Consider the following 13,069-nt stretch of genomic DNA (forward strand, 5'->3'; position numbering starts at 1 on the left):
ATGTTTTCTCCATGGAGTGTAGATTCGGTGACGGAGAAATACACCTTCCCTGACGGGAAAAGTGTTTCCCGTCGGGAGTCTGCAAAGTCGTACGTCAGTGCAGACTGTCTGAATTGTGAAATGGACCTTCATCACCGTTAAGTGATCCCTGTTCTCAAAGGTTAAACAGGGTTACCGCCACTGGGGCTTCCTCTTTCAGGCTACGAGGCTATTTGCAGTCACCCTAAGGCGTTTCTCACAGACCGCTGAAACTTTGGCTGGCACTCACCCGAAGGCGCTTCTCACAGAGTGCTGAAGCATTGGCTGGTTGTCCGAAGACAACGAGTAAGCCTGTTCATTTTTAATGCAAGTTAGGTGAGTGTCAACCGTAATGATCATTTTTGCGAGCCAGAAAATAAAAACGGCGTTGATCCGAAAATCAACGCCGCGGGGTCAGTACCTTACCTGATGAATATTCTGTCTAACTCCGGGGAGAACCTAGTGTCCCGGCGCGTTTTTCACGGAGTTGCTTGCGCCTTGTCAGTCAACCTGAGTGTGGGGGTCACTGACCGAACTGAAGCAGAAAAAAACCATGGAAGAATTTTTCCACCACCGCAGTTACGGGGTACCTGTGCATTCTGCATAAGAAAGCCAGCTAACCTTAGCAAAACTTTCCGGGATTAACATCAGACAATCTCTTACTCTGATCTGGTTGTTTTATTTTTAGCCGCAGATTTTCCCTTATAACGCTTACCCTTACCGCCACTTTTGGCATCGATGTTGATGATCCCCTGACAGGTCGGGTAGTTGCTGCAGCCCCAGAATGCACCGCCCCCCTTCTTACCGGCGCGCCGGCGCATAGTACCGCTGCATAATGGGCAGGGAGGAGATGGCGGCGCAGTGAATTTAACCGCTTGTGTCTTTCCTTTGTCGACCAGATGTGTCGCCCACTGTGCCTGACGGTCCATGAATGTGTAGAGCGTCATTTTGCCCTGGGCAATTTCATCCAGCGCCTGTTCCCAGAGTGCAGTCATACCCGGGTTCGTCAGAGCCGTTGGCAAGGCATCTATCAGCTCGCCGGCAATCGGTGTCGACAGCAGGTATTTACCCTTTTTCTCCAGATATCCCCGTTTAAACAACGTTTCCAGAATACCGGCACGGGTCGCCTCCGTTCCCAATCCTGCGTTCTCTTTGAGCACTTTCTTCAGCTGTGGATCGCTGACAAACGCCGCCGCGTTCTTCATTGCCGCTATCAACGTGCCATCGGTAAAATGACTCGGCGGCTTGGTCTGCAGCGTTTTAAGCTCAGCGCCGGCGATGGCGCATGACTGTCCTTTTTCCAGGGCCGGCAGACGTGCATCTTCCGACTCATCCGGCTGCTCTTTCTCGTTACGCTCTTCCCGCTGAAACAGTGCTTTCCAGCCGGCAATCACTTCAACTTTGCCGCGCGTACGGAACAGCTGGCCACCGACATTGAACGTTGCGTCCGTGACATCCACCTCATGCAGTGGCAGGAACTGCGCCATATAGTGTTGACGTATCAGTTGATAGACCTTGAGTTCATCAGCTGACAGCTTGCTCAGGTCGAATGCCTGTTTTGTCGGGATAATGCCGTGGTGCGCCGTGATTTTTTTGTCATTCCAGATACGGGAGACAAAACCGGTATCCAGCGAAGCAATCACCGCGCCTTGTGTCGGGTCCGTACGGGTAATGGCATTAAGCACATCCGGGATTTCCGCCTGCATTGAGGTAGGCAGGTAGCCGCAGTCTGTCCGCGGATAAGTTGTCGCCTTATGGGTTTCGTACAGTGACTGGGCGATGCTCAATACCTGATTGGCGCCCATCCCCCATTTACGTGAGCAGGCCTGCTGCAGTGAACCGAGATCAAACGCCAGTGGCGCTGACTCCTTCTTGCGCTCGGTACCGACATCCAGCACCACCGCCTGCCCGGTTTGCTGACAGAGCTGCACCACCGCCTGCGCAACGTTCTGGTGAATACAGCGCTTTTCTTCGTCACAGTAATTGGCCGCCGGCACCCAGCTGGCCGGGAAACTGATGCCGTCCTTTTGCAGTGTGGCCTGAACCTGCCAGTAGGGCTTTGAGACGAAATTAGCGATTTCACGGTCGCGGTTGACGACCAGCGCCAGCGCCGGCGTCTGAACGCGGCCGATAGACAAGACCTCGCCATAACCCTGTTCCCGCGCCTTCAGCGTATAAAGCCGGGTCAGGTTCATGCCGGTCATCCAGTCCGCGCGCGCGCGGGCTAAACCGGCTTCATAGAGAGGGGCTGTCTTGCTGCCCGGCAGCTTGTTGGCCAGGGCCTGGCGAATGCTGGTTTCATCCAGCGCCGAAAGCCAGAGCCGCTCAACCGGGCCGGTAAACTTACAATATTCCAGCAGCTCGCGCGCTATCACCTCCCCTTCCCGATCGGCGTCCGTCGCGATCACGACCGAATCAACCTGTTTGAGCAGACCACGGATAACGGCAAACTGGTCAGCGGTATCTTTCTTAACCACCATTTTCCACTGCGTTGGGACAATAGGCAGCACCGACTCACGCCAGGGACTGCCATACTGTTCACCATAGGTTTCAGGTTGAGCTTGTTCCAGCAGGTGTCCGATAGCCCAGGTAACAATCACACCTGCCCCGGTCAGGTAACCCTGCTTGCGTTGGTTGGCGCCCAGAACGGCGCCAATGTCTTTTCCCTGGGACGGTTTTTCACACAGGTAAAGTTGCATCGGATCGCCTCCGTCAGCGCTGGCCTTTGGCAACCTGCTGCAGCTGGGTCATCAGGCGGCGCAGATAGGCGTCGGTCAGGTGGGTGCTGTCCGGTGAGCTGTAGGTGACCTTCAGGCGACTGCCGGCACCGGACTTCTCGACTTCCAGCATCAGGCGATCGTTATCCTTCCACTCCTGGCCCATCTTGTAGTAACTGCCCTTTTGTGCAGCCCATTCCGGCCGTGCCTCGTCAATAGAGCCGGCGCTCCAGTCGCCGTACTGATCGCGCTGACGGAGACTTTCAAGCTCGTCAGTGGTGATAAACTGATAGTGGCTTTTCAATCGAGCAGCCGCAGTATCAACATCCACCGGAAGCGTATAGGTATGCTGAACATCCTTGCGAGGACCGGTAGCACCGGCCTTGGTCATCCAGGGCATTCCACCGGGATCAGAACTCGTCCCCGAACCACTGGCAATAGAATGTGCAGCATCGCTGATCTTCTGATTCCACTCAGTCACATCTGACATCGAACACCCTGACAGCAGAAAACTTCCGAACAGACAGGCAGCAACCGTGGAGCGTAAGGACTTCAAGCTGTCATTACTCATGCAGTGTCTCCTTTAGCCGGACGAAGTGCAGGTGAAAAAGCAGAGCGTTTAGCCCCACTCATGATGTCAGCATCAGGCTGCCCCAGGCGTTTTACAGCATCAATGCCGGCAGGGGTTTGCAGTCGAATATCATCACGCGTCGCTGCGACCGAACGGTATTGTTGAACAACACCATAAACCTGGCGAACCCAGTGCCCGCCCTGGCTCAGTAAATCATCACGTTTTTGACGGGAGATCAGCCCATAATGCCAGGCCTGGAAGGCTTTCATCGCCAGTTGGTCAAACCCAACAAGCAACCAAACGCAACGATAACCCAGTGGCGTTCGGCTAAAAACACCGATGTTCAGAGGAGAAACCGACGCGACCTCTGACATTGATACCTGTCCAGGCAAGCTGGACAAGGTTTTTTCCAGGTCGGCAACGGCCGATTGCAGCCGTCCGGTACCGCGCTCGATCGCTTCTTCAAGTAACAACATGGCATGGTCGGCGTAAGGGTTATCATCGTTTGAATCGGCATTGATTTTGCCGGCTCGCGCAATCACCTGCGGCATACCGACGATTTGGGGTTTATTGGCTTCTTTATCTCGCTGGCGCCCTTCCCACAGCAGGATGGCATATTGGGTGTGTAACTGTACCGTCAGCGTGGACTTGAGGGCCCCAGCCCTTGACTGCGCGGGCTTGCGCTGTGCACTTTCGGTCGTGTCTGCCATTTGTGGCTCCTTCTCCTGTTGAGGATATATCTGGAATGTCTGGCTTGAGATAGTCTCGGCAGCACCTTATTCCAGCAATCCAAAACTCTTTTTGTTTCGTAAACAGAAATCTGAACTGTGCAGATTTCAACTTTGCTGGCACTGCCAGCACTACACGCCTTCAAATCGCGATCCAAGATGTGATTCGCTCTCCACTCCTGGCTCAGGTCATAACTGTCTACTTTTTAACCCTGCTGGCACTGCCAGCACTACACACCTTCAAATCGCGCTCCAAAATATGATTCGCTCTCCGCTCCTGGCTCGGGTCATAACTGTCTACTTTTTAACCCTGCTGGCACTGCCAGCACCAAAACCTTCAAATCACGCTCCAATGTGAAATTCACTTTCCGCTCCTGGCTCGGGCCATGACTGTCTACTTTTTAACCTTGCTGGCACTGCCAGCACTACACACCTTCAAATCGCGCTCCAAAATATGATTCGCTCTCCGCTCCTGGTTCGGGTCATAACTGTCTACTTTTTAACCCTGCTGGCACTGCCAGCACCAAAGCCTTCAAATCACGCTCCGATGTGAAATTCACTTTCCGTTCCTGGCTCGGGCCATCCCCTGCCGTAGCTTCGCCACCAGGGCACTGACATGTTCGCGTGTTGCGACTTGGCCAGGCGTTTTTCGGGACGTTTCTGCAGGGCGCTGCGGGCGTACAGGCTCCGTTTTTACCGGCTTTGAGGCCGTTGTGGTGGCAAACAGAGCCCCGTTACGGGCACGTTTCATCATGCTGAACAGCCAGCCGGTCGGGTTACTCACCTCACCTCGAGCCAATGCGGCACTCAAATTCTCCAGTACCTGACGGGCAACGTCTTCGGGTAAAGCCTGCAACTGGGCATGGATTTGCTGCTGGTCAGCCTCAGGTATGCGTTGCTGCAATGCCTCAGGCAGTCGCGGAACGTACGTTTTTTTATTCACACTTTGTGTGAAAGAACGTACGTTACAGTTCGGTTTCGCAGACTTACTGTAACCTGTTGATTTTAGACTTAGTTCGGAATCCGAACTCTGTATTTTCTTACCTCGTGTTTCACCCAGTTCGGATACCGAATTCGGCTTAAATTGACTGAGTTCGGTTTCCGAACCGGGGTATTTTTCACTGGGTTCGGTTACCGAACTGCCGGCATTTTCTTCACGCAATGTCATCTGCGCGGCCATCTCTTGAGGGGTTTGAGGAGCGCCCAGACGCTGCGCCATCACATTCAGTTGCGAGTGATAATGACGCATCGTCGGGTCGTTTCGGATGTCGGACAACACTGACCAGGCCGTCTGACTGACAGCCCGATTCTTGTGCTGGCAGGCTGCCGCAACCGTATCAAGCCAGGTCGGATCAAGACTTTCAGCATCACAGGCTGAGAGCGGCTCATCATGCTGAGAATAAATGTTCCCGCGTATCCGCCCTTTACTGTCACGCACGCGGCGACACAGGCTCAACCAGCCCGTCAGTCGCAACATCAATAAAACCCGGCTGACCGTTTCACGCGATGCCTTTCCCTTGAACGGTGACGCTAACTGCAACTGCAGTTCGTCGTAGGTCGGGAACATGGCTCCCTGGTTTTGTTGGTTCTGCTGGGCATAGAGGCGGATCATCATCCACGCCACTTTATCCAGGGGAGACAGGCGCGTGTCGAGCATCAACCGGCGCGGTACCGCATCGTGGACATTACCGGTGAACAGCAGGCCACTACGCAGATTTGTTAAATCGGCAGAGCCTGCCTGGTTTTCGTCGCATATTCGCTCAGCCAGCCGGGCATTCATCTGCTCAATCGTATAAGTGATCAGGCTGTCATCGGGTCTTTTGCTTATGCTCATCGAATTTGCGCATCCTTATCCTTTCGCCCACGCCCGATAAGCGTGGCCACAATCATTTGTCGTGCAGCTGTGCTACACATCGCCAAACGGCACTCAGGCCTGTGCCCGCCAGGCAGGCACAGGGTGAATGTCATCATTTCCATAATTCATTGTTGTAGCGTTCGTGGGTCAGCAGCTCCCAATCAACACCACTGTTTCTGCTAAGCAAACGCCAACTGTCACTAATATTGATCTTCATCCAGACACGGCCACTGCGGTGCTTACCCTTTACATGTAGTGCCTTGTAATTCCTTTCCCCCTGGCGAAAACGTCTCACCTGTTCCCGCGCTTTTTTCTGACAAGCAGGAGGGGCGGAACGCGGGGCATATAGCCCCGGCATCAACACTAACGGCTTCATGCTGACCTCCTTACAAGCTCCTCCCCAACACCTGCTTTGTTACGTACGGCCTGGATCGCTTTACGGACCGTGCGAGTCTGTGCACCATCAAAACTCCGCACGGCGTGCCAGACCGCTGTTAACGACACATCCATCTGCTCAGCCGCGAGCATCATGACGTCCAGGCCGTCAGCGCTGGACGGATCATCAATGTCCGCTTTCTGCCACTGGCGCCACAGGGATGCATTGTCCTCATCACTGAGCGTCGAACAGCGTCCCTGACGAATTTGGATCCCCGTCATACGCCGGCGAGCAGAGACCTCGACACTGGACAGGCCGAAAAAGTGCTGCATCATCTCGATAGAACCGCCCAGCGCCAGTGCACGGTCGATACGTTGCATCCGTTGCTGCTCCCGACGGGCCTGCTGCAGCATCAAGGCAAAATTCTCGTGATGGATCTGGAACGTGAGCACCGAGACGGAGCTGTTCAGCAAGTAATACAGATCATCGACGGTCAGACCGTTCAGCATCTGCATTTCCTCTGGCGTGAGTCCGAGAGACTCACAGCGGCGGATATAGCCGGATTTGAGCTCCATGACGAGCTGCGTGAGCAGGCTGTTTGTTGCCTGTGACAAGCTGTTACTCATTAGTAGTACCCCCTGGTGAACAAATTAATAAGAGCCGCGACCAACACAAAAATCGCCGCCAGAAAAAACAATATAAGAGGCAGCAAAAATAAAAGAGGCTGCAAAAAAAAGTTGTCTTTGTCCTTGATAAGACGCTTTAAATCCGTATCTCGAAACGCCATTAGAAAAAACATGACAATACAAAAGCAGATAACAATCAGCGCAGGATTCACGAAGACCTCCCAAGCACGACGAATATTGCCGCCACAACCGGTAAGAACAAGAGCAAATAAGGTAATAAAGAAACCTGCCACCCTTTTTCCCGTGTCCGTAGTTTTAAACGCAATTGATTATAAAAAAGGACAATCGCACCGCCGGCGTATAAAACAAGAACAACCGTCATAAAAGTTGAAAATATCTCGATGTGTCCGTTGGTCAGGGGGCTTTTATTCATTTTTCCTCCCCGGAGCTGTAGCCAATACCTGCAGGTCCACAACCGTCAACCCCGTGATGCAGACGAGCATTTTGTCCTGCCAGATAGCCCTGACTACGCGCGATGGCATCACCGCGACATTGTTTTACCGAGCGGGTTTTCAGCGTGCTCATGCCCTGTTGTTCCAACCACGCAGACATCAGCTCTTGTTCATGCTCCGATACGCTGAAAACATCGACAATTCGGCGGACGCCTTCGACCCAACCCGCACGGAACTGCTCTGCTCGCGCCCGGCGCGTCGCCATTTTCAGGCGCTTATCCTGGGTTTTCAGGTAAGCTGCCGTAGCGTCCTTGAGCTGGCGACTCAGCACATCAAAGGCGTAAGCAGCAACGGCAGGACGTTCACTGAATCCGTAGAAAGTGACGTTGCGACGCTTTAACCCGGTTCGGCTTTCAAAGGAAGAAAAGTAGTGCCGGCAGCCGAACGCATTGGCGACGGTCCAGGTCAACAGGCTCATCCACTCCGGGATTTTGTCCCATGACTGAGATGGCGCGCCCTTGGTTGGCGCCTGTTGAATAGAGGAGATGTTCGCCTCGAGCTCCGTGATCCCGTACTTCGCCATCAGCTTCTGAGCGCGGGACAATGCCTGTCCTGCTTCATGGGCATTACTATTGCTCCGAGCAAGTTCAAGGAGCTTGCGGACCAGTTTCACCAGCCGATCCTGTCGTTGTGAATGGCTCATTTAATTGTTCTCCCAGTTGGCCAAGAGCCCATGGGCTACGCGTGCAATCTCTCTGAGATTATCCGAGTAACCAGAGGTGTTTTTTCTGTTTATCAGGACGTTGCATGTTTCCAAAAGGACACTCAGGCCCTCTTTGGTATAACAGGCGGTGATCGCCCTGACAGCCAACAGCTCCGACGCCATCTCATGCACATCCTGTCCGGCTGAGGGGTCTGCCAAAAAGGCCTGCAAACGCTCAATAGTGACAGTCATGCGTCCTCCCCTGTGTCAGTGTCCACATCACGCTGCAGCTCACGCAGCCGGCGAAGAACACGAACAAGGCGCAGAAACTTCACGGCATGGACATCATCAAGCAGCGGGAACCCGGCGCCATCAGCGGCGCCAATCAACGCCTCGCTTAATGAACAGGCTTCATTGGCCGGGGCCGGTCCAGTCAGTGAGAGAAGTAATGCAATGAATGGGGATGACTGCTGTGTGGCCAGGCAGTACCCTGCCGCAATCAGCGTAGCCTTATCGGCTTTGAGCTCAGTTTCGCAGCCGGCTTGTTCGGCCAGTTCGAAGGCAAGGCGATAAGCCATGCCCTGCAGGTGTTCAATGTCATCCTGCAGGGCCGGGATGGCCCAGACAGAAACCACTGGCTCAAGCCCTTCTTCAGCAAAGGCGACTTCTGATCCCTCTGCGTTCGGGGTAACTTCCGGTGCTACAGGGCACGGTTGCGCAGGTTGCCCTGCCCCTGCTGCCTCTGTTCCGGACATGCCTGGTGAGGGCTGCTCGTCAAAATCTCCGGACAGAACCGGCGGCGCACCATACAGGTCATGTTGGGTTTCAATGCGCGGAGATCCGGAAGAAATAGGCTCAGCGTCGGATGAGTCCCCTTCACCTTCCTGTTCATCCAGTGCGCTGCTCAGCGTCAAAGCCGACGTACCCGGCACAGGTGCATCAGAGGAAGATAACGGGATTGCTGCACTGCTATCAATTTCGCCACTGCCATCAACGGGTGATCCAACCCTTGGCTGAACGGCAAAATTAGGCGCGCTTTGCAGGTGCTCTTCACCAAGCTGTTGCCGGCGATTCTGCTCTTTGGGATCCAGCTCGAGAAGCCAGCGATCGTAATTCAAAGAGGGATGTGGGAGAGCTTTAACCAAGGCGCCAATTAACTCATCACGGAACATCTCTAATGAATACGCATCCGGATCATTAAATTGGCTGCAGACTGAACCAAAAACCTCAGCAAATGAAGTTGTAGATTTAATATCATTTGAAAATAGCTTCCATACTTTTTCAGAACCAGTTCGCAAGGCTAACAGCCCCCTTATTTGGGGTGCTCCGACCCCAGATTCCAAAAGCAAAGGCATAAATGGATACAGATATTTAACCGTATCTTCCATACGACTAATATTGGAGTTATGAACAGGATAACCTGCTTCACCTAATAATGCGGAGAGCTCACGTAATGATACTGCCCTGCCGAGTTCTTCCTCAAAAATAGCGCGGGCTTTCTTAATACCAAATGCTTTCTCAATAAAACTCAATTCACCGCGAACTTCGTTCTCAGCCAAATGACCTATCACACACGACAAACGGCCCGGCCAGGGCTTAAACATGCAGGAAATACGGTAAAACCTTTCATCCCCGGTTTCTTGCCATAGTTCAGACAAAATTTGATGGCGGGTATTCCCCCCGTCACTAAAGAAGAAACCCAGCTCGGGACGATCAGGATCCGCAGTGATTTTAGGTACCGTATCCAGGCCACGCGCCCGGATTGAGGATTTAATTTCCTCATACCGTGGATTACGGGAGGTTCTTGGGTTATCCGGGAAAGGACTGACGTCGTCCAGTGTCAGCACCATCGGCATTTCCGTGGCAGGTAATGCCCCTTCAGCAGGAGCATTACTACTAGTGCCTACTGCAGTCTTGCCCTGCTGAAGCAATGCGCTCCCCAGGTCAATTTTTTTGGTATTGATACGTCCCATGATTAAGCTCCTCCCTGAAATTCAGGCATGGCCAAATCACGGAATGCCGTGTATTGCTGTTCGTACTGAACGCGCACCATGCCGGTTGGCCCCTGACGTTGCTTACCGAATATAATCTCGGCGGTGCCGGCATCTTCAGAATCCGGGTAATACACCTCGTCCCGGTAAATAAAGGCGATCACATCGGCATCTTGCTCCAGTGCACCGGAGTCGCGCAGGTCACTGTTCATCGGACGTTTGTCAGCCCGTTGTTCGAGCGTCCGATTCAGCTGCGACAGCGCCAACACTGGACATTGTGTGTCTTTGGCCAGCGCCTTCAGATTGCGGGAGATTTCCGAGATTTCCTGTGTGCGGTTTTCAAAATCAGGCGCACGCATCAGCTGCAGATAATCGACCATGATGAGCGACGGCCGGCTATACAAACGGGTATACCGGCGCACCAGTGAACGAAGCTGTGCAGGCGTCAGCGCGGACGTGTCATCAATAATCAGACGGTCATTCCAAGCCGTCATAATTCCCATGGCTTCGGAAATACGCGCCCAATGCTCATCCTCGAGCTGACCGTTGCGGAACAGGGTCAAATCCACTCTGCCCAGCATCGCCAGAAAACGCTGCAGCAATTGCTCCCGCGGCATCTCCAGGCTGAAGCAGAATACCGGCCGATCGGTGCCTTCCAGCGCACCGACGCAACACGCCAGTGAAAATGCGGTCTTACCCATACTTGGCCGCGCGGCCAGTAGAGTCAGCTCCCCATCCTGCAGACCACAAGTGACCTCATCAACCAATGACAAGCCTGTTGGGGTTCCGGTCACACCGGTTCCTCCGGTGACGTTTTCCAGTCGGCTGACTACCGCATCCAGGCCATCTATCAGGCAGACGTTTTGCTGGGTATACACCTGTTCCGACAGCTCCAGCAGCTGCTTCTCTACCCGCTCTGTCAACAGTTCAGATTTTGCCTGAGGGGCTACGGCTTCGGCGCTTAACGCTCGCCCCAGATCCAGCAGACGACGTAGTCTGCTGCGCTCTGCGACAATGTTGGCATACGCTTCGATGTTCGCTGCACTCGGTGTGTTTTTAGACATCTCAGCGAGATAAGCAAAACCCCCAACCTGCTTAAGTACATTGTTCTGTTCAAGCGACTCAGACAGCGTAATCAGGTCGATAGGCTGGTTAACCGCCATCAGTTGCCCCATGGCCTGGAAAACACGGCGATGCGACGGGATATAAAAATCAGCGTCACGCAGGACAGACACCACGTCATCCCAGCGCGCGTTCTCCAACATCAGCCCGCCCAGTACGGCCTGTTCGGCGTCGACAGAGTGAGGAATTTTCGTATCAGCCATGACGCACCTCCGGCTGACGCAGTGCGTACTCCAAGATTTCGCGAAGCATGGCGGATGCAACCAGAATCAGAGGTGAATGGTCGTAACAAACTTCCCCATTACCTCCCCCTGTCTCGAGTAATTGAAGCCCACTAGGGATCTTTTTCCCTACCGACATTTCTCGTAGTTGTTCTTCATTCCACAGGTTATAGAAGTCAATGAACCCACACGGAACGCCCCATTCATCAGACAAGCGCTCATAGAGATGTTGTTTTGCAGTTTCATAATCAGGAGCATCGACAAAAACATGGGTTTCATCGCGATTAATCAATGCAGAGTGAGCTACTGCACGCCAGATAAAGTTCCTGTTCATTGGTTGGCCTCCTTACGCAGGAGGTCAAAATCAGCAGTCCAGTCCGGGAACAGCTCACAAGCCAGGTCATACATGGTGTCAGCGGCAGCGGGCGTAGAAGTCCGTGTAGTGGTGGTCTCCAGGCGATGGACTGGCTGGCCCGAGGCATGGCCAAGTTTGTAGATTTCCAGCTTGGGAATGATTGTATTCAGGAGGGAGACGTCAAAGGCGTCGGCGCGCAGATACTGGCCGTTCTCAATGATACCCTGCAGACTTTCCAGCGTTTTCCAGTCCAGGTTGGTGTATTCCATGCAGTTGGTCAGTATTCGCACCTGAGGCATGGCAATACCGTAAACGGCCAGAGGCAGCAGCCCTTCCATCAACCCCAGCGTGCCGCGTAAAAATTCGCGGGTGTCTGGCAAGATTGGCTTGATGACACCAACAGCAAACGAGGAGCTGGCCAGCAGGATAAGCTCAAGCATGATTGACGCCGCACCTTTGGAGTCGATGATAATGACGTCGTAATCTTGGAATAAGGGATGCTGCAGAACATTACGCAGACGCATGCGACCATCCGGGGCATGCAGCATGGCTGAAGAGAGGCGGTCATGCGGATCGTTAGAGACGATGATGTCCAGATTGTTGATTACTGAACGGGAAATAATTTGGTCAGGCCGCGCCAAATCGACGGTCTTCATCAGGAGTTCATACAAACCGTTAGGCGCTTCGTATTCCAGGGAGAATATGCTACTGGCGGTGGGCTGGGAATGGTCACCGTCGATAAGGAGGACTTTTTTGCCGGCGTCGGCCAGGAATCCGGCCAGATTGGCGCTTTGAGTAGATTTCCCTTCACCACCTTTGGTGGAAATGACAGGGACTACTCTTGCTTTATGTTGAGTCTTGGTTACAACGTTTTCCATGTGCACACTCGAATAAATTTATTCGATATGCGCAGTCACAACAGACTAATTACAAACGTTACTATTTAACTTGCAATCAACGATCGGATTGAAAATCCCCGTGTCCTTGGTTCGATTCCGAGTCCGGGCACCACTATTTAAAGAACCCAGCCTATGGCTGGGTTTTTGCTTTTCTGCGCTTATCAAAACCTTACCTAAATTTTATTCCTGTATCTCTTCCCGATGAGGTCGTGCGGCCAGCATTGCCCGGTGGCGCTGCGCTTACCGGGCCTACAAAACCCGCAGGCCAGATAAGGCGAAGCCGCCATCCGGCATGTTTTTCCGCGCACAAAGCAAAAAACCCCGCACCTTCCGGTACGGGGTTCTTTCTGATTGATGCCTGGCAGTTCCCTACTCTCACATGGGGAGACCCCACACTACCATCGGCGCTACGGCGTTTCACTTCTGAGTTCGGCA

General features: G+C 53.4%; 13 protein-coding genes. All 13 read right to left on the reverse strand.

What is annotated here, in order from left to right; translation table 11 throughout:
- Positions 1 to 677: 677 nt before the first annotated feature.
- The 13 genes from IM282_RS15810 to IM282_RS15870 all read right to left on the reverse strand — a co-directional run bounded on the left by IM282_RS15810 (position 678) and on the right by IM282_RS15870 (position 12,613).
- The gene (locus IM282_RS15810; RefSeq protein ID WP_192970611.1) at positions 678 to 2,717 is read right to left on the reverse strand and encodes a DNA topoisomerase III; all 2,040 of its coding nucleotides are present in this window, start codon (positions 2,715 to 2,717) and stop codon (positions 678 to 680) included.
- Positions 2,718 to 2,730: 13 nt separating this feature from the next.
- Positions 2,731 to 3,306 (reverse strand): hypothetical protein, encoded by a 576-nt coding sequence (locus tag IM282_RS15815; RefSeq protein ID WP_192970612.1) that lies wholly within the window; start codon positions 3,304 to 3,306, stop codon positions 2,731 to 2,733.
- The gene (locus tag IM282_RS15820) at positions 3,303 to 4,016 is read right to left on the reverse strand and encodes a PFL_4669 family integrating conjugative element protein (RefSeq protein ID WP_192970613.1); all 714 of its coding nucleotides are present in this window, start codon (positions 4,014 to 4,016) and stop codon (positions 3,303 to 3,305) included. Before IM282_RS15820 ends, IM282_RS15815 begins: the two co-directional genes overlap by 4 nt.
- Before the next feature lie 574 nt (positions 4,017 to 4,590).
- Positions 4,591 to 5,868, reverse strand: coding sequence for an STY4528 family pathogenicity island replication protein (locus tag IM282_RS15825; RefSeq protein WP_192970614.1), 1,278 nt, complete (start codon positions 5,866 to 5,868; stop codon positions 4,591 to 4,593).
- Between the two features lie 133 nt (positions 5,869 to 6,001).
- A complete protein-coding gene (locus IM282_RS15830; RefSeq protein WP_192970615.1) occupies positions 6,002 to 6,265 on the reverse strand; it encodes a hypothetical protein in 264 nt (87 codons plus the stop codon).
- On the reverse strand, positions 6,262 to 6,891 hold the full coding sequence (locus IM282_RS15835) for a DUF2857 domain-containing protein (RefSeq protein ID WP_160029922.1): 630 nt from the start codon (positions 6,889 to 6,891) through the stop codon (positions 6,262 to 6,264). Before IM282_RS15835 ends, IM282_RS15830 begins: the two co-directional genes overlap by 4 nt.
- Positions 6,891 to 7,184 (reverse strand): hypothetical protein, encoded by a 294-nt coding sequence (locus IM282_RS15840; RefSeq protein ID WP_151428218.1) that lies wholly within the window; start codon positions 7,182 to 7,184, stop codon positions 6,891 to 6,893. The genes IM282_RS15835 and IM282_RS15840 overlap by 1 nt, the downstream gene beginning before the upstream one ends.
- Positions 7,185 to 7,320: 136 nt before the next feature.
- Complete coding sequence (locus IM282_RS15845; protein WP_192970616.1) at positions 7,321 to 8,046, reverse strand: DUF2786 domain-containing protein; 726 nt, start codon at positions 8,044 to 8,046, stop codon at positions 7,321 to 7,323.
- Positions 8,047 to 8,298 carry a hypothetical protein gene (locus IM282_RS15850; protein WP_192970617.1) on the reverse strand — a complete coding sequence of 84 codons (252 nt, stop codon included), beginning with the start codon at positions 8,296 to 8,298 and terminating at the stop codon, positions 8,047 to 8,049. It abuts the gene before it with no gap.
- Entirely contained in the window at positions 8,295 to 10,019 is a 1,725-nt protein-coding gene (locus IM282_RS15855) for a ParB family protein (RefSeq protein WP_192970618.1), read from the reverse strand. The genes IM282_RS15850 and IM282_RS15855 overlap by 4 nt, the downstream gene beginning before the upstream one ends.
- Before the next feature lie 2 nt (positions 10,020 to 10,021).
- Entirely contained in the window at positions 10,022 to 11,362 is a 1,341-nt protein-coding gene (gene dnaB-PI / locus IM282_RS15860; RefSeq protein ID WP_192970619.1) for an SPI-7-type island replicative DNA helicase, read from the reverse strand.
- Positions 11,355 to 11,714: a hypothetical protein gene (locus tag IM282_RS15865; RefSeq protein WP_192970620.1), complete on the reverse strand. Its 360-nt coding sequence runs from the start codon at positions 11,712 to 11,714 to the stop codon at positions 11,355 to 11,357. Before IM282_RS15865 ends, dnaB-PI begins: the two co-directional genes overlap by 8 nt.
- A complete protein-coding gene (locus tag IM282_RS15870; RefSeq protein ID WP_160029916.1) occupies positions 11,711 to 12,613 on the reverse strand; it encodes a ParA family protein in 903 nt (300 codons plus the stop codon). Before IM282_RS15870 ends, IM282_RS15865 begins: the two co-directional genes overlap by 4 nt.
- Positions 12,614 to 13,069: the final 456 nt, after the last annotated feature.

The organism is Enterobacter cloacae complex sp. P29RS, from assembly GCF_014893445.1.
Lineage (GTDB): Bacteria > Pseudomonadota > Gammaproteobacteria > Enterobacterales > Enterobacteriaceae > Enterobacter > Enterobacter intestinihominis.